Genomic DNA, 23,262 nt, shown 5'->3' on the forward strand with positions numbered 1-23,262 from the left:
GCTAGGCTCCCGCGTTGCCGACCACGAAGCACGCCGCCGCCATCAGCGCCCCCGCCCAGCGGTTGGAGCGGAAGCGGGCGAGGGGGTTCATCGGATCATCGGTGTCGAGCGTTGCCACCTGCCACGCCAGATGCCCCGCCACCGGCACCAGCGCGGCGAGCGCGACAGGATCGGCGCGGTAGAGCCAGAAGCCCAGCCCCCACAGGCCGACAGCCGCGAGATAGAACCCCGCGATGCCTGCCTGCACCCGCGCCCCCAGCGCCAGCGCCGAGGAGCGGATGCCGACCATTGCATCGTCCTCGCGGTCCTGCAGGGCGTAGATCGTGTCGTAGCCGATCACCCAGCACACGCAACCGGCGTAAAGCGCCGCGAGCGCATCCCAATTGTCCCAGCGCAGCTCGGCCCAGGCGACCAGCAGACCCCAGTTGAACACCATCCCGAGCCATGCCTGCGGCCACCAGGTGATGCGCTTCATGAAGGGGTAGGCGGCGACCAGTGCCAGGCTGCCGAGCGCCACGACCTGCGCCTCCCCGCGCAGTTGCAGCAGCACCACCAGCCCGACGAGGCACAGGCTGACGAGCCACGCCCACGCCGCGCGCTTCGACACCCGCCCGCTCGCGACGGGGCGCAACGCGGTGCGCGCCACCTTGGCGTCGAGATCGGCATCGACGATGTCATTATAGACGCAGCCCGCCCCGCGCATCGCGATGGAACCGAGCAGGAGCCAGCCGAGCAGCGCGAATTGCGGGCCGGACCCTGCCAGCCATACACCGAACACACAGGGCCAGAACAAGAGCCACCAGCCGATCGGCCGGTCGAAGCGCGCCAGCAGCGCAAGATCGCGCGGGAATTGCGGCAGGCGGGCAACGATGCCGCGATGCTCGCTGTCGGGGACGATGTGCTCGCTCACGCCCGTCCCTCCCGCAGCCGCAGAAACACGGCGGCGATCAGGAATTGTGCCGCAACGGTCAGGCGGCGCGCAGCAAGCCCGCCCGGGGCACAATCGGTGGAAGTAGAGGCAGTCACCCGCCCCCACTAACCGACCGCAATCAGAAATTCATTACCGAAACGCTGAGCTGGTAGGGATAGGCCTTGCCCGAGGTTTCGGCGGCGCCCATCAGGTAGACGCGGATGGTGTAGTCGCCCTTGACCGTCTTGATCCCGGTCGCATCGCGTCCTTCGACCGAGCTGTTGAACACGGCCTCGCCCTTGCTACCGGGCGGCAGGATGTTGAAATTGACCGAGTTGCTGCCCGTCAGCGACACCGCCATGGTCTGACCATTGCCGACACCCAGCTTGTAGTCGCGATAGGCCTTGCCCTTGATCGTGCCCTTGACCGATGCGTTGTCGTTGCCCTTGGCAAAGGTGATCCGCGACACGCTCTGCGCCAGCAGCGGCGCAGCAACCACACCCCCCACGAGCGCAAGGCAGGCCAAGGGCATCAGGAACTTGTTCTTCATAAGATTTCTCTCCCCCGTCAGCGAATGCGAATTGCCTTGGCAGGACTATAGACGTGCTCCTTGTGGCGACCTACAGCTTTGACCTGAAAAGAATGACCGAGCCGCCCCGCCCCCGCACCCCCGCCTGGCCACCCAGGAGCGCCCCGCGCCTGTTTGTGCCTGACGAACTGGCCGAGGGCCGCACCGTCGCGCTCGAAGGGCCGCAGGCGCATTACCTCGGCAAGGTGATGCGAATGCGCACGGGCGACAGCGTGATCCTGTGCGACGACGTGAACGGCGAATGGGCCGCGTGGGTGATCGCGGCGGGCAAGCGCGACATGGTGCTCGAGGTGGCGGAACTGCTCCGGGAGCGCGAGGCCGTGCCCGATCTGTGGCTGTGCCCCGCCCTGCTCAAGAAGGACCGCTTCGATTTGGTGCTCGAAAAGGCGACCGAACTCGGCATTGCCCGGATCGCCCCCGTCATCACCCGCCGCTGCGTCGCCGACCGGCTCAATCCCGAACGCGCCCGCGCGATCACTATCGAGGCCGCCGAGCAATGCGCCCGCACCGCCCTGCCGGCGCTGGCCGAGCCGGTAAAGCTCGACGCGCTGCTGGCCAATTGGCCTGAGGCCCGCGCGCTGTATTTCGCCGACGAGGCGGGCGGCGAACCGGCGGCGGCCAGCTTCGCGCGGCATGAAGGCCCCGCCGCGATCCTCACCGGCCCCGAAGGCGGGTTCGACGATGCCGAGCGCGCCGCCATCCGCGCCCATCCGGCGACGCGCCCGATCAGCCTCGGCCCGCGCATCCTGCGCGGCGAGACCGCCGCCATCGCCGCGCTCGCGGTGTGGATGGCGCAAGCGGGCGACTGGTAACCGCGGTTCGTCCACCCCAAGGCGTTTTCGCTTTCCACCGCCAATTCGGTTTTCTATGGCAACCGGCCAGAGAAGGGCCCCCTTGCAATGAGCACACGCGAAGCATCCAGCGCCGATGATCCGGTGATCGAAAGTTTCGACCAGCTGGTCGCGCCGATGATCAAGGGCGAGAAGCCGCCCGAGCGCTGGCGCATCGGCACCGAGCACGAGAAGCTGGTCTACAAGCGCGACGATTTCCGCGCCCCCTCCTATGCCGAACCTTGCGGCATCCGCGATCTGCTCAAGGGTCTCGAAGCCTTCGGCTGGACCCCGATCGAGGAAGGCGGCAATGTCATCGCGCTGAAAGGCGCGGACGGGGCTGTGAGCCTCGAGCCGGCCGGCCAGCTCGAACTGTCAGGCGCGCCGCTCGAAAACCTGCATCAGACCTGCGCCGAAACCGGCCGTCACCTGGCGCAGGTGAAGGAAGTGGGCGAGAAATGCGGGGTGGGCTATCTCGGCCTCGGCATGTGGCCCGACAAGACCCGCGAAGAGCTGCCGATCATGCCCAAGGGCCGCTACGACATCATGCTGCGCCACATGCCGCGCGTCGGCTCGATGGGGCTGGACATGATGCTGCGCACCTGCACCATCCAGGTCAACCTCGACTATTCCTCCGAGGCCGACATGGTGCAGAAGTTCCGCACCAGCCTGGCGCTGCAACCCCTGGCGACCGCGCTGTTCGCCAATTCGCCCTTCACCGAAGGCAAGCCCAATGGCTACCTGTCCTACCGTTCGCACATCTGGTCGGATACCGATCCGGCGCGCACGGGGATGCTGCCCTTCGTGTTCGAGGATGGCTTCGGCTATGCGCGCTGGGCGGAATATATGCTCGACGTGCCGATGTATTTCGTCTTCCGCGACGGGAAATATATCGACGCGGCGGGTCTTTCCTTCCGCGACTTCCTCGACGGCAGGCTCAGCGTGCTGCCCGGCGAACGCCCGACCCAGAGCGACTGGTGGGACCACCTCTCGACCGCCTTCCCCGAAGTTCGCCTGAAGAGCTTTCTCGAAATGCGCGGTGCCGATGGCGGGCCGTGGAGCCGCATCTGCGCGCTGCCCGCCTTCTGGGTCGGGCTGCTCTACGACCAGAGCGCGCTCGATGCGGCCTGGGATCTGGTCAAGGGCTGGTCGGTGGAGGAGCGCGCACGGCTGCGCAACGAAGTCCCGCGCCTCGCATTGGCCACCAAATCGCCCAGTGGCGGCACCTTGCAGGATCTGGCGCGCGAGGTGCTCAAGATCGCGCACGCGGGGCTGAAGGCGCGCGCGCGGCTCAATGCGGCAGGCGACAACGAGACCGGCTATCTCGATACCCTCGACGAAATCGTCGCCAGCGGCAAGGTGCCGGCCCAGCGCCTGCTCGATGCCTATTATGGCGAGTGGAACGGCGACATCACGCGGGTCTATGAACAGTCCTTCTGAGAAAGGACAATGATATGCTGATCGTTCTGGCCAAGGCTAGGCTGGGTGGGGGTGTGAGCGTGGCGGCGCGCGCCGCGATTGCCGCCATGGTGGCCGCTTCCAATGCCGAGGAAGGCTGCATCGCCTATGCCTTCACCGAGGATTTGCTGGAGCCGGGGGTGATCCACATCGTCGAGAAATGGCGGGACGAAGCCGCGCTCGTCGCGCATTTCGCCACCCCGCACATGGCCGCCTTCCAAGCCGCGCTGGCGGGGCTCGATTTCCAGGTGATCGAGGCGCTCAAGTATCACGCCGATGATGGCGCGCCGGTGATGTAATCCCTATTCGGCGGGGAAGGCGTGAAGGCTGTCGCCCTGCGTCGTTCCGCCGCCGCCGGTGATCATCCGCTTGAGCCTCGCCAGCGGCGCGGTGATGAGGCCGTGCTGCTCCATCCATGCGTGATAGGCGGCATATTTCGGATCCTCGGCGAGCAGATGCGCCTCCTCGGTGCGCGCGCGCCAGTAGTAGATGCCATTGACCACCGCGAGGAACACCGTGTTGCGCACCGCGTCGACGGTGGTGCCGCTGGTGACGAGGAAGGGCAGCACGCTCGCCCACCAGAACAGGTTTTTCGACAGATAGGCGGGGTGGCGGGTGAGGCGATAGGGCCCGTGGGTCAGCACCCCGCGATAGGTGAGGTTGGAAAAGCGGATGCCGAACACCACCGTCGCCCAGGCATAGATCGCGGTCAGCAGCACCAGCAGCGCGCCCCACGCCCACAGCAGCACCGGCGATCCGGCAAACCAGTGCGACCAGCCGGGGGTGCCGAACTCGTAGCCGAGCACGAGATTGTCCGGCCCGATCAGCCCCCACACGAAAGGCGGATAGCACAACAACGCCGCCAGCCAGCCGGCGAGGAAGGGATTGCCCGAACGGATGTGCGAATCCAGCGGGCGCAGGGTCAGCAGATAGCCCACGGTGCCGATCTGCACGTCGATCACGAACAGCAGCGTCACCAGCATCATCGCCAGATCGACCGGATTGGCAAGCAGGCGCACAGGGTCTGCCTCGACCACCTGGGCAAAGCCGGGGGGCAGGATCGAGATCATGAAGGCGCCGAAAAAGCCCTTGATCGTCCACGCCCGCCAATGCTTGGCGATTTCCTCGTTCCGCCAGCCTTCGCGCCCGATCACGCCGAAGCCGAGCACGAAGGCGCCGAAATGCCAGCTGCCGTCACGCGGCTCCACCATGTGCCGATCAAGCCAGATGACATAGGGGATCGACAGCGCCACCAGCGGCGCGACAGCGAAGCTCAATACCTCCATCGCGAACAGGTAGGATCCGGTCCAGTACCAGCGCGCAAGCCCGTAAAATGCCGCGAGGATCGCCCAGGTCGCCCACAGGCCCGACAGCTTGACCACCGAGATCGGCAGGGATTGATCGAGCGGACGCTTGAGGCTCCAGTCGATCCCGGTCGAGGGGCGGCGGTGGACCTTGTCGACCAGCACCGACCACAGCGCCATCGGCACGGCGGTGAACAAGAGCGCGGCAAGCGCGGCATATGGCCCGGACAGCACGCCGCGTTCGGGTGAAAGCGGGCCGCCCAGCCCGATCATGGCAGCGATATCGGGATAGGTTCGGCACACGGCGATCCACGCGAACAGCCCCGCAAGGCCCGCAAAGCCAACGCCCGCCGACACGTCGCTCGGCGGCGGGGCGGGTCTAGCAGCGGGACGGGGCGAAGCGGCGGGGCACATCAGACCTGCCGCCTTAGCGCAAAAGGGTTAACGCCCTGCTCAGCGCCGCAAGCCTCTTACGGGCGCCTCAGCGCCAGGCGTGCACCGTGCCGCTGTCGTCGAGGATATAGAGATAGCCGTCGGCCACCACCGGCGCGAGGCTGACCGGCTGGCCAAGATCGGCGAACAGCGCGGCCGAACCCTCGCCCACGCTGACCTTCCACACTTCCCCGCGCGAGCTGGCCACCCACAGCTGGCCGCCCGCAAGCACCGGGCCGGTCCAGAAGATCGGGCCCTTCTTGTCTTCCTCGTCCTTGTAGCGCTGGAGCTGGGTGATCCAGCGCACCCGTCCGCTCGAGCGGGCGATGGCGAGCAGGCGCGCATCGTCGGTGAGCGTGAAGATCCACTCACCCGCGATCGCCGGGGTGGAGATGCCCGCGAGGTTCAATTCCCAGATGCGCTGGCCGGTAAGCAGTTCGTAGGCGGCCATGCGCCCGCCCTGCCCGAGCGCATAGACGCGGCCGGAATCGATGATCGGATCGGCGTCGATATCGGTGATCGAGCCGACCGTGGTCGAGATATTGGTGCGCGCCAGCGCGTCCGACCACAGCGTGCGGCCGTTCTCGTAACGGTAGGCGCTCAGCTCGCCGCTCGAATAGCCGGCGATCACCGTGCCTTGCCCGGCGGCGGGCGCGGCGACGCCGAACACGCCCGACTGCGTGGCCGAGCCGCTTTCGTCCCACACGAGCGAGCCATCAGCGATGCTGAGCGCGATGATCTGGTTGTCCTGCGTCATCACGAACAGCTGCCCGAAGGCGATCGTCGGCGAACCGCGCAGCGGGCCGGCGGGCGTCACCTGCCACAGCACCTCGCCGGTTTCGGCGTTGAGCGCCTTGACCATACCCACCCCGTTGGTGGCGTAGAGCTTGCCCGCATCGTAGCTGACCCCGCCGCCGAAGGCCGACGGCGCCTGGTCCTTGGTGATGTCGTCATCGCCGCGGGTCCACAGCCGCGCGCCGGTGTTCTTGTCGAAGGCGTGGATCACCCCGTCGGTGCCCTCGACGAACAGCTTGTTGCCGCCGATCACCGGAGCAGCGGCAAGGCGCCGGCGGTTGTTCGAACCGGCGATCTGCGCGGTCCATACCTTGCTCGGGTTCTCGGCCAGCGCGAGGTGGCCGTAGGACTTGCTCGCCGAGCCGCCGGCCTGCGACCATTCGGGATTGAGCCGCGCGGGCGGCAGGACCACGGCGATCGCGGCCAGCGCCGGATCGACCTCGGTCCCCCTTTCGATGCGCGAAAGGATCGGCATCCGGTTGCCCACGGTTGGCGTGGTCTTGTCGCCGCCGCCGAACAGGCCGCCCTTGCAGCCGGTCAATCCGGCCGCCATGATCCCGGCCAGCAAGGCAGCGCGCGCGATCTTCGTGTGTCTCATACCCGTCCGTTTCAAGCTCTCATCCTCATTCGGCGCTAGCAGTAGCCGCTGCCGTTGCAGCCGTCCCTCCAGCGCGCATGCCGGCGGACGAGACCCCTTCATCCTCCAACAGCTTCTTGACATCGACAACCGCATCAACCCCAAGCAGGCCCGCCATCTGCCGCGCGCGCGAGCGCAGGGTGTCGGGCTGTTCCTCGTCCTTGGCGATCTGCGCGAACAGCTTGCCGGCCTCGGCCCGGTTGCCCGATTCCAGATATGCCATCGCCACCAGCTCGCCGGCGCTGCCGAACCATGGGTTGTCCGGCTTGGCGAGCGGGCCGAGCTTTGCGATCACATCGGCGGGCTTCATGCGGTCATAGCGGGCAGCGACATCGCGGATCGTCGCCAGATCGCGCAGCGCCGGCGGCGCATCGGCATCCGCTGCAACCTGCTGGTAGAGGCCCGAGGCCTTGTCCACCTCACCCTGTTCGAGCGCGGCGGCCGCCTGCAACATCCGCGCCGCGGTGCGCGCGCCGGCCGAGCCATCGTCGAGCAGCGGCGCGACCTTCTCGCTCGCGCCTGCAAAATCGCGCTGGTTGGCGGCATCGAGCGCGGAGATCAGCGTTTCGGACTGCGTCTCAAGCTGGCCTTCGCGGTAATTGTCCCACACCATATAGCCGCCCAGGCCCGCGATCAGGGCGATGATGCCGCCCAGCAGCTTGGGGCCGTGGTTGCGCAGGAATTCCAGCGCATCGTCCTGCCGCACCGCCTCGTCGATCTCGCGGATCAGGATGTCGTCCTCGGCCGGAACCGCAGGCGGTGAGGAAGGGGTGGTCGGAATGCGCGCCATGCCGGCTGTGTATCCTTTGTGCGTGTAGGGCCTTGCGTTTGCCGCAGGCGGAACCTGCCGCGCTCTTTAGGCAGGTGTGCGGCCTTCCGCAATGGCGCGCGCAGCCCCGTCTGCCAATCTGCGCAGATCTGTGCAGCGCCTCGGTTGAACCGTCGATGAAGCGCGCCCGCCCACCACCGACCGTCACAATGGCCGGCCCAGCGCCCCGCTATAGGCCGCGCGATAGGCGGCGATCATCTGCGCCGCATCGTAATGTGCCACAGCGCGGGCGCGGTTGGCCGCGCCGATCCGCGCGCGCAAGGCCGCGTCTCCGGCCAGTTCCTCCAACATCATCGCGAGCGCGTGCGGATCGTGCGGCGTGGCGATGAAAGGCCGGTTTTCCTCGGCCACCATCTGGCGCACATCGCCGACATCGGGCGCGGCCACCGGCAGGCCAGCGGCCATCGCCTCGATCACCGAAAGCGGGAACTGCTCGCTCGCCGAGGAGAGGGCGAAGATGTCGAACAGGCCGATGATCTTCGCCGGATCGGCGACCGCGCCGGGCAGGTGGACGCGGTGGCTGACCTCCAGCGCGTCGGCCCGCGCGGCGATCGCCTCGCGCTCTGGCCCCTCGCCGCAGATCACGAGATGCCATGCCTCGGGCAGGCCAGCCATCGCCTCGACCAGCATCGGCAACTGCTTGACGGGACGCAGGCCCGCAAGCGTGCCGATCCACCGCTCGCCCCCGCGCTTGATGAGCCGCAGCGCACCCGGCTGGGGCGGGGCGGCGAAGGCGGCAGTGTCGATCCCGTTGGCGATCCGCAGCACCTTTTCGGGCGGCTGCCCCCAGGGGCCGGTGGCAATCGCCTCCAGCCCGGTCGAAGGCACGATCACCCGCGCCGCGCCGCGCAGTGCCGCGCGGCGATAGAGGTTGCGACGGGTCTTGAGACCGCCTGCCTCGTCCTCGTTGAAGCCGTCCTCGTGATGCACCAGCGGCGGCAGGCCGAAAACCTTGGCGAAGGCGGTGTGCGCCATGGCCACATCCATCGCGCCCCAGTTGTAGGTGAAGATCAGATCATAGGGCTTGAGCGCCTCGGCCATCGCCGCCAGCCGCCAGGGCGTGGGCAGGCCCTTGAGCGGGGGGAAATCCTTGGGGAAACGCACCTTGATGCCGGGGGCGATCAGGCCGCGCGCGCCCGTGGCCTCGGGTTCGGCAGAGACGATGGTGTGCTCCATCGCCGCCCCGAAAGCGTTCATCAGCCGAACGCTGCGCACTTCCTTGCCCCCGGCGGAAAAGGTGGAATGACAGTGAAGGACGCGCAAGGGTGCCCCGGCGTGCGCGCTCATGCAATCCCGTCCAGCAGCGCGTGGATCGCGGCGCGCACCTCCGGCTCGTCGAGCGTGGGTGCATGACCGACCCGCGGCACGGCGATCGTGCGCATCGCCGGGTTGCGCGCGCCCATCTGACGCACGGTTTCCGCGCTGAGCAGATCGGACAGCTCGCCGCGCACCAGCAACATCGGCACATCACGCAGCGCCTCGAAGGCGAGCCACAGGTTGGGCGGCGCCGCATTGCCCGGCTTGGCGAAAGGCTCGGCAATCGCCATGTCGTAATCGAACCCGATCCGCCCGTTCTGCGTGACCACCATCGTGCGCTTGGCCATGTCGAGCCACTGGTCGAGATCATAATCGGGAAAGGCCGCGCCGTGGATCGCCTGCAACCCGCGCGCGGCGTGGACCCAGGTCGGATAGGAGCGGCCCTGTCCGACATAGCTGGAAATCCGCTCCAGCCCTGCGGCTTCAACCTCCGGGCCGATATCGTTCATCACCACCGCCGCGATCCGCCCCGGCTGGTTGGCCGCCATCAGCATCGTCATCAGCCCGCCCATCGAGGTGCCGATCGCGATGAAGCGGGTGATGCCTTGCTCGGCCAGCAGCTTTTCGACATCGCTGACATAGACCAACGGATTGTAGGTATTGGAATCGGGCGCATAGTCGCTGAGGCCGCGCCCGCGCATTTCCGGCACGATCACGCGCCGGCGGGCGCACAGATCATCGGCGAGCGGGCCGAAATCCCGGGCATTGCGGGTGAGACCGTGCAAGCACAGCACCGGCAGCGCGGCGGTGCCTTCGGGGCCGGGATAGTTGCGGTAATGGAGGTTGAGGCCGTCGCTGCTGGTCCAGTAGCGATCTTCGTAATGTGCAGCCATGAACGGCGATATTCCCTTGGTGCGAAAGGCAAGCGCCCGAAGTGCGGTGAAGCCGCCTTGCGCGCTTGCGTGCTTGCGCCCACTATCGCGGCATGAGCTTGGCCATGCAACACCCGACATCAGCCGTCCCCTATCGCGGCGATCCCGCCATTCTTGCGCTCGCCGACTGGCTGGCCAGCCCGGTCGCCGCGGCGGATTTTCCCGAGGCGCGGCTGCGGTTTCGCAATGATCGCGCCGCCGCGAGCGTCGGCCTCGCGAGCCTTGAGGATGATGTATGGACCGCGCATTTCGGACGCTTCGTCCCGCTCGAGGCCAATCTGCCGCAGCCGCTGGCGCTGAAATATCATGGCCACCAATTCCGCGTGTACAATCCCGAAATCGGGGACGGGCGCGGGTTCCTGTTCGCGCAGCTGCGCGATCATCGCGGGCGGCTGATGGACCTGGGCACCAAGGGTTCGGGCACCACGCCTTACAGCCGTTCGGGCGACGGACGGCTGACGCTGAAGGGCGCGGTGCGCGAGATCCTCGCCACCGAGATGCTCGAAGCGCTCGGGGTGAACACCTCGCGAACCCTGAGCGTAATCGAGACCGGCGAGCAGCTGTGGCGCAACGACGAGCCCTCGCCCACACGCTCGGCGGTGCTCGTGCGGTTGAGCCATTCGCATATCCGCATCGGCACCTTCCAGCGGCTGCTGGCGATCGAGGATAGGGATGCCATGGCGGCGCTGGTCGACTATTGTCTCACCAACTTCCCCGGCCCGCTCCCCCCCGCCGACGCTCCGGGGCGTGATGAACCGGCGGTTATCCTGATGCACCAGGTGACCGAACGCATGGCCGATCTGGCCGCCAGCTACATGGTCGCAGGCTTCGTCCACGGGGTGCTCAACACCGACAACATGAACATTACCGGCGAGAGCTTCGATTATGGCCCGTGGCGCTGGCTGCCTGCGTGGGATCCCTCCTTCACCGCCGCCTATTTCGACCACGCGGGGCTTTATGCCTTCGGCCGCCAGCCCGAGGCGCTGCACTGGAACTGCGGCCAGTTCGCCGTGGCGCTGCGGCTGCTGGCCGACTCCGCGCCGCTGATCGCTGCGCTCGAACGTTTCGGCCCGCTCTACATGGAGAACGTGGCGCGCCGCTGGTGCTGGCGGCTGGGCGTGGAGCCGCGCGGGATCGAGGAGGACACCCGCCTCGTGGCGCTGTGCGAGCAGGCGATGCGCGAGGGCCGCCTTCAGCCAGATGCCTTCTTCTTTGCCCACCGCGGCGGGCGCGGCGCAGCGCAAGGCGCTTTGGCAGAGGCGCTGGCAGACTACACGCCCTTGCCCTCGGCACATGCCTATTGGAGCGATGCCAAGCCGCAATCGCTGCTGATCGACGAGGTCGAGGCGATCTGGGCCGCGATCGACCAGAGCGATGACTGGCGCCCGCTTTACGCCAAGGTGGAAGCCCTGCGTCGGATGGGAGCGGCCCACGGCCCCGCACCGCTCGCCGCGGGCCACAGGGCTAACACCTAGACAGAGGCCGAAAGGCGTTCACCCTATCTTTTTGTCCTCAGGCACATTACCTCTCGCGCCCGCCAGACGGATCATGCAGTTCAAGAGGGAGGAGAGGCACCGTGACCGACAATATCCTCGTATCCTTCGAACCTGCCAGCGGCGAGGAAATCTGGCGTGGCATGCACGGCGATGTCGAAGCTGCCGTTGCCAGCGCGCGCCGGGCCTGGCCGGCATGGGCCGCACAGCCGCTCACCAACCGCATCGCCCTGCTGCGCGCCTTCGCCAACGAAGTGCGGCGCGAGAGCGAACCGCTCGCCGAGCTGATCGCACGCGAGTCAGGCAAGCCCCTGTGGGAAGCCCGCAGCGAAATCGATGCGGTGGTGAACAAGGTCGATATTGCGGTGCAGGCCTATGCTGAACGCACCGGCAAGAAGAAGTTCGACGCCGGGATAGGCGCGAGCGCGGCGGTGCGCCACAAGCCGCACGGGGTGATGGTGGTACTCGGCCCCTACAACTTCCCCATGCATCTGCCCAATGGCCACATTGTCCCCGCACTGATCGCGGGCAATGCGGTGCTGTTCAAGCCTTCGGAAAAGACCCCGGCCGTGGGCGAGGCGCTGGTCGCCTGCCTGCACCGCGCCGGCGTTCCGGAGGATGTGGTGCAGCTTGTCATCGGCGGGCCGGAAGAAGGCAAGGCGCTGGTCGCCCATCCTGGGATTGACGGGGTGCTTTTCACCGGCTCGGTCAATGCCGGCATCGCGATCAACCGCAAGCTTGCCGCCAATCCGGGCAAGATTGTCGCGCTGGAGATGGGCGGCAACAATCCGATCGTGGTGATCGACACGCCCAAGCTGACGGATGCCGCGACACTTATCCTCCAGAGCGCCTTCACCACCGCCGGGCAGCGCTGTACCGCCGCGCGGCGGCTAATCGTCAAGGACAGCGTTTATGACGACCTGATGGCCGAGCTGGTGCCGCTGGCGCGCAAGCTGATGATCGGCGACCCGCTCGGCGAACCGCAACCTTTCATGGGGCCGGTGATCGACAACGAGACCGCAGACCGCCTGTCGGTAAGCTTCGTCGCGCTGATGACAGCGGGCGGTCGGCCCCTGCTGCACATGCGCCGCACCATCCCCGATCTGCCCTTCCTTACCCCAGGCATCATCGATGTCACCGATATTCCCGAACGTCCCGATATCGAGCTGTTCGGACCGCTGCTGCAAGTGATCCGGGTGCCCGATCTCGATGCCGGCATCACCGAGGCGAACAACACCCGTTTCGGCCTTTCGGCCTCGCTGATCGGTGGGACGCCGGAGGATTACGGGCGGTTCTGGGCCAATATCCGCGCCGGGATCATCAACTGGAACGGGCCGACCAACGGCGCCTCGTCCAAGGCCCCCTTCGGCGGGATCGGCCTTTCCGGCAATCACCGCCCGGCAGCCTATTACGCGGCCGACTACTGCGCCTATCCCGTCGCCAGCACCGAGATGGATCAGCCGCGCGCCACGATCGGGGTCGGCCTGCGGCCCTAGCCTGCCCTATAGTAGAGATCGACGGCAGTAAGCCCGCCCGCGGCCTTGCGCACCGTCACCAGCAGCGCCTCGCCCGAGGCACCACGCGCCGTGATGCTCGCGCCCGGGCCTTCCCCGGCGCGGCGATGGCGCTGCGGCGCAAGCCCGGCACGCCCCGCGCGGACATAGTGATATTGCAGCACGTCCTCGTCCGGGGCAGCGGTGTAGTAGCGGATTACCCGCAAACGGCAGCCGGCGGCATCGCGCCCACCAGCCTGCACCACCATGCCCTGCGGCATGATCGCGGCGGCCTGCGGCAGCTTCGCGGCCCAGCCGAAACCCTCCTCAAGACCGGCGATGCAGGTTTGGGGTGCGCCGATGGCGGCAAGCGCGTCCTGCGCCTTGGCGCCCGGCACCGGGAGCGCGAAAGGCGCGGCAACGGGCGAAGGCAGCGGCATGATCGGCCCCTCCGATAGCAGTTCGAGCCGTCCCGCCTCGCGCGCCGCCTGGGCGGCCTCGGGGGTCGCGGGAAGCAACGGCAGCGCGGTGTCGGAAAAACCGAGGAGCGCATTGGCCTCGTTGCGGGCCGACAGATCGGGATCGCTCATCAGCGGATCGTGGAGCACGGCGGCGACCAGCGGGTCGGTGGCGAAGGGCTCGTCCGGGACGCCGGCCGACGGCGCATCCGAACAGGCAGCGGCCAGCAAGGCAGGCAGGAGAGACAGGGCAGCGCGACGCATATGCCGAAGATGGCACAAGATGGTTAACAAAGGCCGCGCGCGTCCGGTTGGAGGCGCCCCCGGCAAGCCCGAAGACTGCCGGAGGCGCTTCCCGCGAAGCCCGAAGGATCCGCGCCGGCGACCGCTTGGTGGGAACGGCCGCAAGGGACAGGAAAGCCGCGTCAGAGAGAGGGGAGAATCGGCGGCCCCATTGTCTTTGTTCATTTATAGATGGATCTACATGAACGAATCCGCAGCGCGCGTGACAGCAAGCGTTCATCGGCGGTGCGCGGCCTTGCCGTGTGCCGGCCGCTTGCGCAGGGATGGCGCGGGGCCTAACGGCAGCGCTCCATGACTGCCCCGGCTTCCTCCTCGCATCCCCCCTCCGGCCTGCTCCCGGCGGTCGGAGCCTACCTCATCTGGGGGTTCCTGCCGCTTTACCTGATGCTGGTAGAGACCGTGCCGGCCTTCGAGTTCGTCGCCTGGCGAATCATCTGGACGCTGCCGCTGTGCCTCGTCATCCTCGCCTTGCGCCGCCAGTTCGCCGACCTGTTCCGCGCGCTTCGCAGCCCGCGCGCGATGCTGGCCCTGATGGCTTCGGCGGTGCTGATCGGGATCAACTGGTTCGTTTACATCTGGGCGATCATGGCGGGGCAGGTCTATGCGACCTCGATCGGCTATTACCTCAACCCACTGATCAACGTGCTGCTCGGCACGCTGCTGCTGGGCGAAACCCTCTCGCGCCGCCAGTGGATCGCCGTCGCGATCGCTGCGGCGGCGGTGGCGCTGCTGGCGGCAGGGGCGCTCACCAGCCTGTGGATCAGCCTCACGCTCGCTTTCACCTTCTCGCTCTACGGTCTTGTCCGAAAGCAGGTGGCTGTCGATTCGCTGCCCGGCCTGACGATCGAGAGCGCGATCCTGCTCGTGCCCGCCATCGCCATCGCCGGGTGGTATGCGATCGGCCCGCAAGGCTCGTCCTTCGGGCAGGAGTGGGGGATGAGCGCCCTGATCGTCTTCTCGGGCGTGGTCACGGCCGTGCCGCTGCTGCTGTTCGCCATCGCCGCGCGGCGGATGGATTATTCGGCGCTGGGCTTCATCCAGTATCTCTCGCCCACGATCGTGTTCCTTCTCGGCCTGTTCGTCTTCGGCCAGCCGCTCGCACCCGCCAAACTGGCCAGCTTCGTGCTGATCTGGATCGCGGTGGGGGTGTTCGCGTGGGATCTGTGGATGAAACGACGGACGGCGTCAGCCTAGGAACCGCCACCCCAGCGTCTGCCCGGCGTGCCACGGCACGATCTCCTCGCCGGTTACGTAGAGGCAGGCAGGCACCGCCACTTCGGCGCGTTCGAGGGTCACCGTCGTCTCGTTCACGGGCAGCCTGTAAAAGGCCGGACCGTGCAGCGAAGCAAAGCCCTCGAAGCGGTCGAGCGCGCCTTCCTCGTCGAACACGGTGACATAGCTTTCGAGCGCAAAGGGCGCGCCGAAGATGCCCGCGCAGCCGCAGGCCGATTCCTTGGCGCTGCGCAGATGCGGCGCCGAATCCGTGCCGAGGAAGAATTTCGGGCTACCACTGGTGGCGGCCTTGCGCAGGGCCAGCCGGTGGCTCTCGCGCTTGGCAACCGGCAGACAGTAATTGTGCGGCTGGATCCCGCCCACCAGCATCGCGTTGCGGTTGATGTGCAGGTGTTGGGGGGTGATGGTCGCGGCAACCTGCGGCCCTGCCGCCAGCACGAAAGCGACCGCATCGGAGGTGGTGATGTGCTCGAACACGATCCGCAGCTTGGGAAAATTCGCAACAATCGCCTGCAAGTGCCTGTCGATGAATTCTTTCTCGCGATCAAACACGTCGACCGCATGATCCGTCACCTCGCCGTGGATGCACAGCACGATGTCCTCGGCCTCCATCCGCGCGAGCACGGGATAGAGCTTCTCGACATTGGTGACGCCCGCGGCCGAATTGGTGGTGGCATTGGCCGGATACATCTTGGCGGCGGTGAACACGCCCGCGGCCGCGCCGCGCGCGAGATCATCGGCATCGGTGTCGTCGGTGAGGTAGCAGGTCATCAGCGGGGTGAAGTCCATGCCTTCGGGCACCGCCGCGAGGATGCGGTCGCGATAGGCAGCCGCAAGCGCCGCGGTCGTCACCGGCGGGGTGAGATTGGGCATAACGATCGCCCGCGCGAACTGGCGCGCGGTGTAGGGCACGACTTCGCGCATCACCGCGCCGTCACGGAAATGCAGGTGCCAGTCATCGGGGCGGCGGATGGTGAGGCGGTCAGTCATGGCTTCCCCTTAGCGAGGCCCGTGCCTATCTGTCACGCATGATGGCAACGCAATTGACTGAGCGGACGATCATCCGCCTCTCGCCTCTCGACAAGGCCGAGGATGTGGCCGCTTTTCTGCAAGGCCTCGTCACCAATGACGTGAAGGGGCCGCTGCCCTGCTACGCCGCGCTGCTTTCCGCCCAGGGCAAGCATATGTTCGACTTTCTGGTTTGGGCAGACGAGGCCGACCTGCTGCTCGACTGCGAGGCGGCCCATGCCGACGAACTCGTCAAGCGGCTGTCGATGTATCGGTTGCGCCGCAGGATCGCGATTGCCCGCGACGACAGCCTTGCCGTCCACTGGAGCCGGCAAGCGCGCGAAGGCGCCCTGCCCGATCCGCGCCTGTCCGAACTCGGCTACCGCTGGCTCGCGGCGCCTGGAGGCGAGCCTGCCGACGCGGCATGGCGCGCTCACCGTCTCTCGCTCGGCGTGGTCGAGGGCCGCGCTGAGCTGGGCGATGTCCTGTGGCTCGAAACCAATGCGGTCGAGCTGAACGGGGTCAGCTTCACCAAGGGCTGCTACGTCGGGCAGGAGAACACCGCGCGCATGAACTGGCGTCAGAAGGTCAACCGTCGGCTGGTGGTGGTTCCGCTGGCGGAATCGGACGAGGCACGGCGGCAGGCGGCCTACCCTGACCTCGGCCTCGCGGTCGATCACTTACGGGTGGAAAGCCTCGATCCCGCCCGCCTGCCCGCCTGGCAGCGCGCCGGCGTGGTGGCGGGCACGCCCTAGTCGGCGGCGGCGTAATCGGCGAGGCTGGCTTCGAGCATTGCGGTCGCCCGTTCGCGCGCCGCATCCCGCGGCAGGCCGAGCGACTTCGCCAGCGCCGCCCCGATCAGCGCATCGCCGAGCGCCATCAGCACCAGAGTCAGCGTGTCGCGGTGGATATTTTGCGCCCCGCCGGATGGCCCGGCCTCGCCTGGCGCGAGTTCATCGACCAGATCGTGGATGGTCGAGATGATCGGATCGAGCGCGTCCTCGTTGCCGGTCAGCAGCATCCAGCTGGTGAGCGCGCCCGCCCCCTCGCGGTCGAAGGCGTCGAAGGCGAGATCCACCACCTCGCGCGGCGAACCAAGCCCGGCACGGCTGGCATGGACCGCCTCGATTATCGTCTCGCACACCGAGCGCGCCAAATGTTCGGCAAGCGCCTTCTGCAAGCCCGAAGCCGAGCCGAAATGATGCAGCAGATTGGCATGGGTGCGCCCGATCCGCGCCGCGACAGCCTTGAGCGTGACCGATTGCGGCCCTGTCTCGATCAGCAGGGCGCGCGCCGCCTCCAGTGCGGAATTGCGCGACTCCTCGGGGGATAGCCTCTTGCGAACGATCATAGGCGCCTTGCCCTAGGGCTTTTTGGAGGCGTGAACAAGCCGCGCGCCGCAACGGCTCATGCGGCGCGCTGGCTTATCCCGACGCTCGCATCAAGCAGCTTGCGATACTGCACCGCATCCGCATAAGCGCCCCGCCCGCACGACCAGCGCGGAGCGATCCGCCCGGTCGGCTCGAAGCCGAGCTTGCGCAGCACCCGGCCCGAGGCGGGATTGTCGAGGAAGTGGGAGGCAACCAGTTCGCGGTGGCCCAGCGCCGCCGCGATCTCGAGTACCGCCGCGGCCGCCTCGGTGGCATAGCCCTGACCCCAATGCGGGCGCGCGACCCAGTAGCCCAGTTCGGGCGTCCCGCAATCATTCGCGGCCTCGCCAAGGGGGCCAAGGCCGATGCAGCCGATCGCCCGCGCGTCGGCGGCGCGGGTGATCAGGAAGCGGGGGTGGAGCGGATCGACCGGCAGGGCGGTGAAATCGCGCGCGTCCTGTTCGCGATAGGGCCACGGGATGCCGGCAAGATTGCGCACCACCCCCTCGTCGGCGATGCCGTCGAGCAAGGCCTGCCAGTCTTCCGGCCAGATCGGCCTGAGCAACAGTCTTTGGCTCCGATGGAACACGGGTTCTCCCTTCCTCGCCCCGCGCCTGCCCCTAGGGCAGACGCATGACAATTTCATGGCCGCGAAACTTTGTAATTCCGCGAATTGCGAGGGAGAACGCAAAAAGGGAGACGGACTCCCTCTGGCGAGGACAGTCCCGTCTCCCTCATATGGCGGGCCTTTCACCCACCGGGACCATCCTTGCCGGACGATCCCTTTAGCGAATCGTCGGCCTATTCGGCGGCTTCGGCCATGGCATCGACCGACACATATTTGCGGCCGAGCTTGCCCGAGTGGAAGCGCACCACGCCTTCGGCGAGCGCGTAGAGGGTATGGTCCTTGCCCATGCCCACGTTGACGCCCGGGTAGACCTTGGTCCCGCGCTGACGAATGATGATGTTGCCGCCGACCACTTCCTGGCCGCCAAACTTCTTCACGCCAAGGCGACGGCCGGCCGAATCACGACCGTTGCGCGACGAACCGCCTGCTTTCTTGTGTGCCATGGTTCACTCGCTCCTTATTCTGCAGCCGCTTCTGCCGCAGCATCGGCCTTGGTCTTCTTGGCAGCGGCCTTCTTCGGCTTCGCCGCTTCGCCCGCGCCCACGGCGGTGATGCGCAGCAAGGTCATCTGCTGGCGGTGGCCGTTCTTGCGGCGATAGTTGTGACGGCGACGCTTCTTGAAGACGATCACCTTCTCGCTCTTGGCCTGGGCGATAATCTCGGCCGAAACCGTCACCGACTTGGCATCGGCCAAGGTATCGCCTTCACCGGCCAGCAGGACATCGCCCAGCGTAATCGTATCGCCGGCCTGGCCTGCGAGCTTTTCAACGGCAATCTTGTCTCCGGCGGCAACCCGATATTGCTTGCCGCCCGTGCGCACTACAGCGAACATGGCTTTTTACTCTCGATCTTGAGCTGTGTCCGGCAGAGAATGGCGAGCCATGCCAACCGAACGTCAGTGCGAGGCTGACAAAGGTGCAGCCCCGGAAAGATGGGTGCCGTTAGGGGAAAGGCGCGGCCAAGTCAACGCCCTCGCCCAGCAAAAATCATGCGTCGGCCGGTCGCGGCGCGATTTGAGGGGTGGCTTTGCCATTGGCGCGGGTGCATGGTAACGAGACGTGGGGTCAATATGGTTGTGCCATCAAAATTCCGGGTTTTGCTGCCGCTGATGGCGGGCCTTGCGGCCTGCGCCAGCGGTGAGCCGCGCTATCCGTCGCTGGCGCTACGCCCGTTCGAAACCGCGCCGCCCGCCACCACGCCGTCCTCCCCCGCCGAAGCGACTCGCCCGCTAGCCAGCCCCGCCGCGCTTGCGCAACTGGCCGCCCGGGCGATCGCCGCCGACGCGGCCTTCACCAGCCAGCAACCCACTGCATCCCGGCTCGCCCGCGCGGCCTATCGCCAGCCGGTCGAAAGCGATGCGCGCGCCCGCGCGCTGGTGGCGATGGCCGATCTGGCGGCGCAGCGCGCGGCGACATCGGCGGTGCTCGCCGAGCTGGACCAGCTCGCGGCCGACAGCGCCATCAGCTTCGCACCGGGGCAAGAGATCGAGGCCACCCGTTCGCGGGTGCTGACGCTCGTTCAAGCGCAAGACGCAGCGATGGCGCGTCTGTGGGAGGAAATGGGACAATGAACCTCACCTGCAGCACCTGCCCGGTGAAGGAACATGCGGCCTGCGCCGTGCTTACCCCGGAGGAACGCGATGCGATGGCCGCCGCCGGGCGCACCCGCACGCTCAAGCGCGGCGAGATGTTGTTCGCCGCCGGTGACGAGGACGCCGCCTGCGCCACGCTGCTCAGCGGCGCGCTCAAGGTGTCGGCGGTGGACGTGGAGGGCAACGAGCAAATCCTGGCACTGGTCCATCCCGCTGGCTTCATCGGCGAACTTTTCGCCCCCTTTGCCCATCACGACGTGGTCGCGCTGACGGAGAGCCGGCTGTGCACCTTCGCCAAGGCCGATATCGAGCGGGCGATCGAGGATTACCCAGCGCTTGCACGGGCATTGCTGCGCCGCAGCCAGGCCGATCTGCTGGCAACCCGCACGCTGCTCGAACTCACCGGCCATGCCAGCGCCGAGGCGCGGCTGGCCGCGCTGCTGCACGATTTCGCACAGGCCGCAAGCGACACCTCGTGCCATCCGGCCAAGCGCTTCGACCTGCCGCTGACGCGCGGCGAGATCGCCAACATGCTCGGCCTGACGATCGAGACGGTGAGCCGCAAGCTGGGCGAACTGGAAGGCACCGGTGCGATCCAGCGCGAGGGCAAGCGCGGGATCATCATCCGCGATCTGGAACTGCTTCAGGACATCTCGGGACGATAAGGAAGGCGGGGCGGCAAGCGCGCGCCTGCCGCCCCGCCTTCGGTAAGATGTCCCGTCAAGCGGTGATCAGGCGACAATCGCGGCGATCACCGCGACCGCAATCCCCCAGCACACCAAAAGCACCGGCAGGATCAGCACCTGTGTGGCGGCATCGCGCGCGCTCAGGCGACCGGTATTGGTCATCACTCCGCGGGCCTCGAATTCGCCCAGCGTTTCCGGCTCGGACGCATTGTCCTTGAGGCGCGTCCAGATCGCCGGGACGCCGAAGGCGGCGGCGATCAGCAGCACGATGATCGCCAGCGGGATCGCCAGCACAGGATTGGCGAAGGCGCTGCCGACGACTGCCAGAAAGCCGAGATAGCAGGCGATGGTCGTCGCGTAGAGCGCGGTCGGCAGGCCGAAATTGCGGTCCGCCTCGACCTGATGGCGCACCGGGGCAACAGCGCGATGATCGACAACCCGCGCCTCGCCGCGGGCGATGAGATCGTGGACAATATGGCTCATGGGTGATCCTCCGGATGTGCACAGGGAGATTATCCCCGTCCGGCCCGATGTGCTTTGACCCGGATCAAATCAGGCCCGCCAGCGCGCCAGATCGGCGTGGTCCTGTTCGCGCGGCTCGATCCAGTGCCACACACCGCCACGCTTCTCGCGCTTCCAGAACCAGGCGGCGCCTTTGAGATGGTCCATGCAGAAATCGACCGCGTCGATCGCGTCGCGGCGGTGGATCGCGGCGGCAGAGACGCAGACGATCGGCTCGCCGGGCCGCATCAACCCGACGCGGTGAACCATCAGCAGGCCCATCAGTTCAAAGCGTTCGAACGCCCGGTCAGCCAGATCATGCATCCCCGGCAGGGTCAGCGGTTCGTAATGGGTCAGCTCGAGCGCCTCGACCCCGTGATCATGGCGCACCTCGCCCACGAAGGTGCATACGCCCCCAAGCCCCGGATTGGCCTGCGTGAACGGGCCGATCAGCGTGCCGGGAATGAACATTTCGTGGAGCAGGCGGATGTCGCGCATCGGCATGGGTCACCCCCCCGACACCGGCGGCAGCAGCGCGATCTCGTCGCCTGAGCGCGCCTGCAGGCCCGCCTTGTCGGCCAGCAGCGCGCCGTTGAGCGCGACGCGGTTGCGCGGATCTTGGATGGCTTCGGCCAATGCGGGCGGCAGCGCGGCCCTGAGTCCGGTCCAGTCGAGCGGGGCTGCAAGCTGGAGCGATGGCGCCCCGGCAAGGTCGGCGAGCTTGCCGAGCAGGACGATGGTGATCACCTCACCCCCCCGTCATCGACATGTGGCGCGCAACAGCCGGGGCCGCGCCGCGTGCGTCCATGCGGAAGTGGTGCTTTTCCGGCTTGATCCGCAGCGCCTCGTCGAGCGCAGCGGCAAGGTTCGCTTCGGGTGCCTCGGACCGCAGCGCGGCGCGCAGATCGACCCGCTCGCCCCTGCCAAGGCAGGGGTAGAGCTGCCCCGTTGCCGTCACCCGCAGCCGGTTGCAGCCCGAGCAGAAATTGCCCGTGTGCGGGGTGATGAAGCCGAGCCTGCCGCCGGTTTCGGCGATCTCGACATAGCGTGCCGGACCGCCGGTGGCGTAGGCAATGTCCTTCAGCGTCCAGCACGCTTCCAGCGACCGGCGCACTTCATCGAGCGGGAGATACTGGTCGAGCCGCTCCTGCTCGACATCGCCCAGCGGCATCACCTCGATCAGGGTGACATCGTGGCCCTGGGAATGGCCCCAGGCGATCAGATCGGGCAGCTCGTCCTGGTTGACGCCCTTGAGCGCCACCACGTTGAGCTTGACCTTCAGCCCTGCCGCCTTGGCCGCCGCGATCCCCTCAAGCACCTGCGGCAGGCTGTCGCGGCGGGTCAGCGCGGCGAACTTCGCCCGGTCGCGCGTGTCGAGCGAGACATTGACCCGCCTGACACCCGCCTTGGCCAGCGCCTCGGCATGGGTGGCGAGCTGCGTGCCGTTGGTGGTCAGCGTCAGTTCCGCCAGATCATGCCCCAGCCTGCGGCCCAGCGCGCTGAACAGGTCGATGATGTCGCGCCGCACCAGCGGCTCGCCCCCGGTGATGCGGATCTTGGTGACCCCGCGGGCGATGAAGCCGGTCGCCAAGGCGTAGAGTTCCTCAAGGCTGAGCACCTCCTTCTTGGGCAGGAAGCGCATACGCTCGGGCATGCAGTAGGAACAGCGCAGGTCGCAGCGATCGGTGACCGAGAGGCGCAGATAGGTGATACGGCGCTGGAAGGCGTCGATCAGCGGACGTGCCGCGCCCGCTTGGGCAAGCGGGATCGGCTGGGGTTGGCGAGGTAGGGGCGCGCGCACGGCATCATTCATGGCACATGAGATAATGGCCTGTCACCCCGGGGGCATCTGCCAAAAAGCGTAAGGCCGCCGCGCGGGCCGCGCCCGGCTTACCGGCAAGCACATTGACCCGCCTGGGAGCCGCCTCGCGCGCCAGATCGCGCGCCAGCGCGAGCCGCCAGTCGCGGTGGTCATGTCCTGCTGGCGGCAGGAGGATGACGAGCGCAGTGGTCGCGGGATCGGCCAGCGCGGTGCGGGCGGCTGAAAGATAGAACGCCATGAAGGCCCCGGCCGCATCGAGCGGGGCATCGGGCAGCGTTTCGATCTCCAGCTGCCGCATCATCGCCTTACGCCCCGTGATCGGCCGGACGTTCGCGGTGGAGCGTGATGCCGATCTGCTCGCCGGCCTCGGCAATCGCCAGCTTGACGATCTTGACCGTCACGGCCTCGACCCGGGCATCCTGCACGAACAGGGTCTGGCAGATATGGTCCGCCACCGCCTCGATCAGCGTAAAGTGCACGCCTGGCGGCAGGCCTTCGGAAGCGGCGAACTTCAGATCCATGTAGTTCTTGGAGGCATCGAGCGGCGTGTCCGGATCATAACGCTCCGCCACCTTGTAGCGCGCCGCGACCGAAATGCGCAGCGGCTGGGGCCTGCCGGTCTCCTCGGAATAGATGCCGGTGAGGACATCAACGACGAGATCGTTGACTTCGAGGGTAAGCGAATCACTCATGCGCGCGGGCC

At 67.3% G+C, this 23,262-nt stretch carries 28 protein-coding genes; 9 read left to right on the forward strand and 19 right to left on the reverse strand.

Translation table 11 applies throughout. The features are described 5' to 3' along the window. Nucleotide 1: 1 nt before the first annotated feature. Both ubiA and BZF61_RS11500 read right to left on the reverse strand, forming a co-directional pair. Complete coding sequence (ubiA, locus tag BZF61_RS11495) at nt 2–910, reverse strand: 4-hydroxybenzoate octaprenyltransferase (RefSeq protein ID WP_086619397.1); 909 nt, start codon at nt 908–910, stop codon at nt 2–4. Between the two features lie 139 nt (nt 911–1,049). Beyond that, nucleotides 1,050–1,460 carry a hypothetical protein gene (locus BZF61_RS11500; protein ID WP_086619398.1) on the reverse strand — a complete coding sequence of 137 codons (411 nt, stop codon included), beginning with the start codon at nt 1,458–1,460 and terminating at the stop codon, nt 1,050–1,052. Between the two features lie 92 nt (nt 1,461–1,552). On the opposite strand from BZF61_RS11500, the gene BZF61_RS11505 reads away from it, so the two are divergent. The 3 genes from BZF61_RS11505 (at nt 1,553) to BZF61_RS11515 (ending at nt 4,086) form a co-directional block, all read left to right on the forward strand. Further along, nucleotides 1,553–2,311 (forward strand): 16S rRNA (uracil(1498)-N(3))-methyltransferase, encoded by a 759-nt coding sequence (locus BZF61_RS11505; RefSeq protein ID WP_086619585.1) that lies wholly within the window; start codon nt 1,553–1,555, stop codon nt 2,309–2,311. An 87-nt stretch (nt 2,312–2,398) separates the two neighbouring features. Continuing rightward, nucleotides 2,399–3,769, forward strand: a complete 1,371-nt coding sequence (locus BZF61_RS11510) for a glutamate--cysteine ligase (RefSeq protein ID WP_086619400.1) — start codon at nt 2,399–2,401, stop codon at nt 3,767–3,769. 14 nt (nt 3,770–3,783) lie between these two features. Next, complete coding sequence (locus BZF61_RS11515) at nt 3,784–4,086, forward strand: putative quinol monooxygenase (RefSeq protein ID WP_086619401.1); 303 nt, start codon at nt 3,784–3,786, stop codon at nt 4,084–4,086. A 3-nt stretch (nt 4,087–4,089) separates the two neighbouring features. On the opposite strand, the gene BZF61_RS11520 is transcribed toward BZF61_RS11515, so the two are convergent. The 5 genes from BZF61_RS11520 to BZF61_RS11540 form a co-directional block, all read right to left on the reverse strand. Next, a complete protein-coding gene (locus BZF61_RS11520) occupies nt 4,090–5,505 on the reverse strand; it encodes a methyltransferase family protein (protein WP_086619403.1) in 1,416 nt (471 codons plus the stop codon). Nucleotides 5,506–5,572: 67 nt separating this feature from the next. Beyond that, nucleotides 5,573–6,916: a PQQ-binding-like beta-propeller repeat protein gene (locus tag BZF61_RS11525; protein WP_086619404.1), complete on the reverse strand. Its 1,344-nt coding sequence runs from the start codon at nt 6,914–6,916 to the stop codon at nt 5,573–5,575. A gap of 25 nt (nt 6,917–6,941) precedes the next feature. Then, nucleotides 6,942–7,745, reverse strand: a complete 804-nt coding sequence (locus BZF61_RS11530) for a tetratricopeptide repeat protein (RefSeq protein ID WP_086619406.1) — start codon at nt 7,743–7,745, stop codon at nt 6,942–6,944. 183 nt (nt 7,746–7,928) lie between these two features. Beyond that, nucleotides 7,929–9,071, reverse strand: a complete 1,143-nt coding sequence (locus BZF61_RS11535; RefSeq protein ID WP_086619408.1) for a glycosyltransferase family 4 protein — start codon at nt 9,069–9,071, stop codon at nt 7,929–7,931. Beyond that, on the reverse strand, nt 9,068–9,934 hold the full coding sequence (locus tag BZF61_RS11540) for an alpha/beta fold hydrolase (RefSeq protein ID WP_086619409.1): 867 nt from the start codon (nt 9,932–9,934) through the stop codon (nt 9,068–9,070). The genes BZF61_RS11535 and BZF61_RS11540 overlap by 4 nt, the downstream gene beginning before the upstream one ends. A gap of 92 nt (nt 9,935–10,026) precedes the next feature. Between BZF61_RS11540 and BZF61_RS11545 the strand changes: the two genes are divergently transcribed. Both BZF61_RS11545 and astD read left to right on the forward strand, forming a co-directional pair. Then, nucleotides 10,027–11,448: a protein adenylyltransferase SelO family protein gene (locus BZF61_RS11545; protein ID WP_086619411.1), complete on the forward strand. Its 1,422-nt coding sequence runs from the start codon at nt 10,027–10,029 to the stop codon at nt 11,446–11,448. Between the two features lie 161 nt (nt 11,449–11,609). Continuing rightward, nucleotides 11,610–12,962, forward strand: a complete 1,353-nt coding sequence (gene astD / locus BZF61_RS11550; protein WP_245804615.1) for a succinylglutamate-semialdehyde dehydrogenase — start codon at nt 11,610–11,612, stop codon at nt 12,960–12,962. Here the strand turns inward: astD and BZF61_RS11555 are convergent. Beyond that, the gene (locus BZF61_RS11555) at nt 12,959–13,681 is read right to left on the reverse strand and encodes a hypothetical protein (protein WP_086619414.1); all 723 of its coding nucleotides are present in this window, start codon (nt 13,679–13,681) and stop codon (nt 12,959–12,961) included. The genes astD and BZF61_RS11555 overlap by 4 nt on opposite strands. A gap of 330 nt (nt 13,682–14,011) precedes the next feature. On the opposite strand from BZF61_RS11555, the gene rarD reads away from it, so the two are divergent. Beyond that, complete coding sequence (gene rarD, locus BZF61_RS11560) at nt 14,012–14,914, forward strand: EamA family transporter RarD (protein ID WP_086619416.1); 903 nt, start codon at nt 14,012–14,014, stop codon at nt 14,912–14,914. Here the strand turns inward: rarD and pyrC are convergent. Further along, nucleotides 14,906–15,943: a dihydroorotase gene (gene pyrC, locus BZF61_RS11565; protein ID WP_086619417.1), complete on the reverse strand. Its 1,038-nt coding sequence runs from the start codon at nt 15,941–15,943 to the stop codon at nt 14,906–14,908. The genes rarD and pyrC overlap by 9 nt on opposite strands. 38 nt (nt 15,944–15,981) lie before the next feature. Between pyrC and ygfZ the strand changes: the two genes are divergently transcribed. Next, nucleotides 15,982–16,716, forward strand: coding sequence for a CAF17-like 4Fe-4S cluster assembly/insertion protein YgfZ (gene ygfZ / locus BZF61_RS11570; RefSeq protein ID WP_086619419.1), 735 nt, complete (start codon nt 15,982–15,984; stop codon nt 16,714–16,716). On the opposite strand, the gene BZF61_RS11575 is transcribed toward ygfZ, so the two are convergent. The 4 genes from BZF61_RS11575 to rplU all read right to left on the reverse strand — a co-directional run bounded on the left by BZF61_RS11575 (nt 16,713) and on the right by rplU (nt 18,791). Further along, nucleotides 16,713–17,312 carry a TetR/AcrR family transcriptional regulator gene (locus BZF61_RS11575; RefSeq protein ID WP_086619420.1) on the reverse strand — a complete coding sequence of 200 codons (600 nt, stop codon included), beginning with the start codon at nt 17,310–17,312 and terminating at the stop codon, nt 16,713–16,715. The genes ygfZ and BZF61_RS11575 overlap by 4 nt on opposite strands. 56 nt (nt 17,313–17,368) lie before the next feature. After that, complete coding sequence (locus tag BZF61_RS11580) at nt 17,369–17,920, reverse strand: GNAT family N-acetyltransferase (protein WP_086619422.1); 552 nt, start codon at nt 17,918–17,920, stop codon at nt 17,369–17,371. 212 nt (nt 17,921–18,132) lie between these two features. Then, on the reverse strand, nt 18,133–18,402 hold the full coding sequence (rpmA, locus tag BZF61_RS11585) for a 50S ribosomal protein L27 (RefSeq protein ID WP_086619423.1): 270 nt from the start codon (nt 18,400–18,402) through the stop codon (nt 18,133–18,135). Between the two features lie 14 nt (nt 18,403–18,416). After that, complete coding sequence (rplU, locus tag BZF61_RS11590; RefSeq protein WP_086619425.1) at nt 18,417–18,791, reverse strand: 50S ribosomal protein L21; 375 nt, start codon at nt 18,789–18,791, stop codon at nt 18,417–18,419. Nucleotides 18,792–19,067: 276 nt separating this feature from the next. Here rplU and BZF61_RS11595 point away from each other — a divergent pair, with 276 nt between their 5' ends. Both BZF61_RS11595 and BZF61_RS11600 read left to right on the forward strand, forming a co-directional pair. Then, the gene (locus BZF61_RS11595; RefSeq protein WP_143737033.1) at nt 19,068–19,529 is read left to right on the forward strand and encodes a hypothetical protein; all 462 of its coding nucleotides are present in this window, start codon (nt 19,068–19,070) and stop codon (nt 19,527–19,529) included. Then, the gene (locus BZF61_RS11600) at nt 19,526–20,215 is read left to right on the forward strand and encodes a Crp/Fnr family transcriptional regulator (RefSeq protein ID WP_086619428.1); all 690 of its coding nucleotides are present in this window, start codon (nt 19,526–19,528) and stop codon (nt 20,213–20,215) included. Before BZF61_RS11595 ends, BZF61_RS11600 begins: the two co-directional genes overlap by 4 nt. Before the next feature lie 66 nt (nt 20,216–20,281). Here the strand turns inward: BZF61_RS11600 and BZF61_RS11605 are convergent, their stop codons facing one another. From BZF61_RS11605 to BZF61_RS11630, 6 genes are all read right to left on the reverse strand, one after another. Continuing rightward, a complete protein-coding gene (locus BZF61_RS11605; RefSeq protein ID WP_086619429.1) occupies nt 20,282–20,719 on the reverse strand; it encodes a hypothetical protein in 438 nt (145 codons plus the stop codon). Between the two features lie 69 nt (nt 20,720–20,788). After that, nucleotides 20,789–21,241 (reverse strand): molybdenum cofactor biosynthesis protein MoaE, encoded by a 453-nt coding sequence (locus tag BZF61_RS11610; protein ID WP_425429624.1) that lies wholly within the window; start codon nt 21,239–21,241, stop codon nt 20,789–20,791. 3 nt (nt 21,242–21,244) lie between these two features. Beyond that, on the reverse strand, nt 21,245–21,484 hold the full coding sequence (locus BZF61_RS11615; protein ID WP_086619431.1) for a MoaD/ThiS family protein: 240 nt from the start codon (nt 21,482–21,484) through the stop codon (nt 21,245–21,247). A 1-nt stretch (nt 21,485) separates the two neighbouring features. Next, nucleotides 21,486–22,550, reverse strand: a complete 1,065-nt coding sequence (gene moaA / locus BZF61_RS11620; protein WP_086619432.1) for a GTP 3',8-cyclase MoaA — start codon at nt 22,548–22,550, stop codon at nt 21,486–21,488. Next, the gene (locus BZF61_RS11625; RefSeq protein ID WP_086619433.1) at nt 22,543–22,860 is read right to left on the reverse strand and encodes a Rossmann fold domain-containing protein; all 318 of its coding nucleotides are present in this window, start codon (nt 22,858–22,860) and stop codon (nt 22,543–22,545) included. The genes moaA and BZF61_RS11625 overlap by 8 nt, the downstream gene beginning before the upstream one ends. 4 nt (nt 22,861–22,864) lie before the next feature. Next, nucleotides 22,865–23,251 (reverse strand): dihydroneopterin aldolase, encoded by a 387-nt coding sequence (locus BZF61_RS11630; protein WP_086619435.1) that lies wholly within the window; start codon nt 23,249–23,251, stop codon nt 22,865–22,867. Nucleotides 23,252–23,262: the final 11 nt, after the last annotated feature.

Origin of the sequence: Erythrobacter tepidarius (assembly GCF_002155695.1) — a bacterium.
GTDB classification, from domain to species: domain Bacteria; phylum Pseudomonadota; class Alphaproteobacteria; order Sphingomonadales; family Sphingomonadaceae; genus Erythrobacter; species Erythrobacter tepidarius.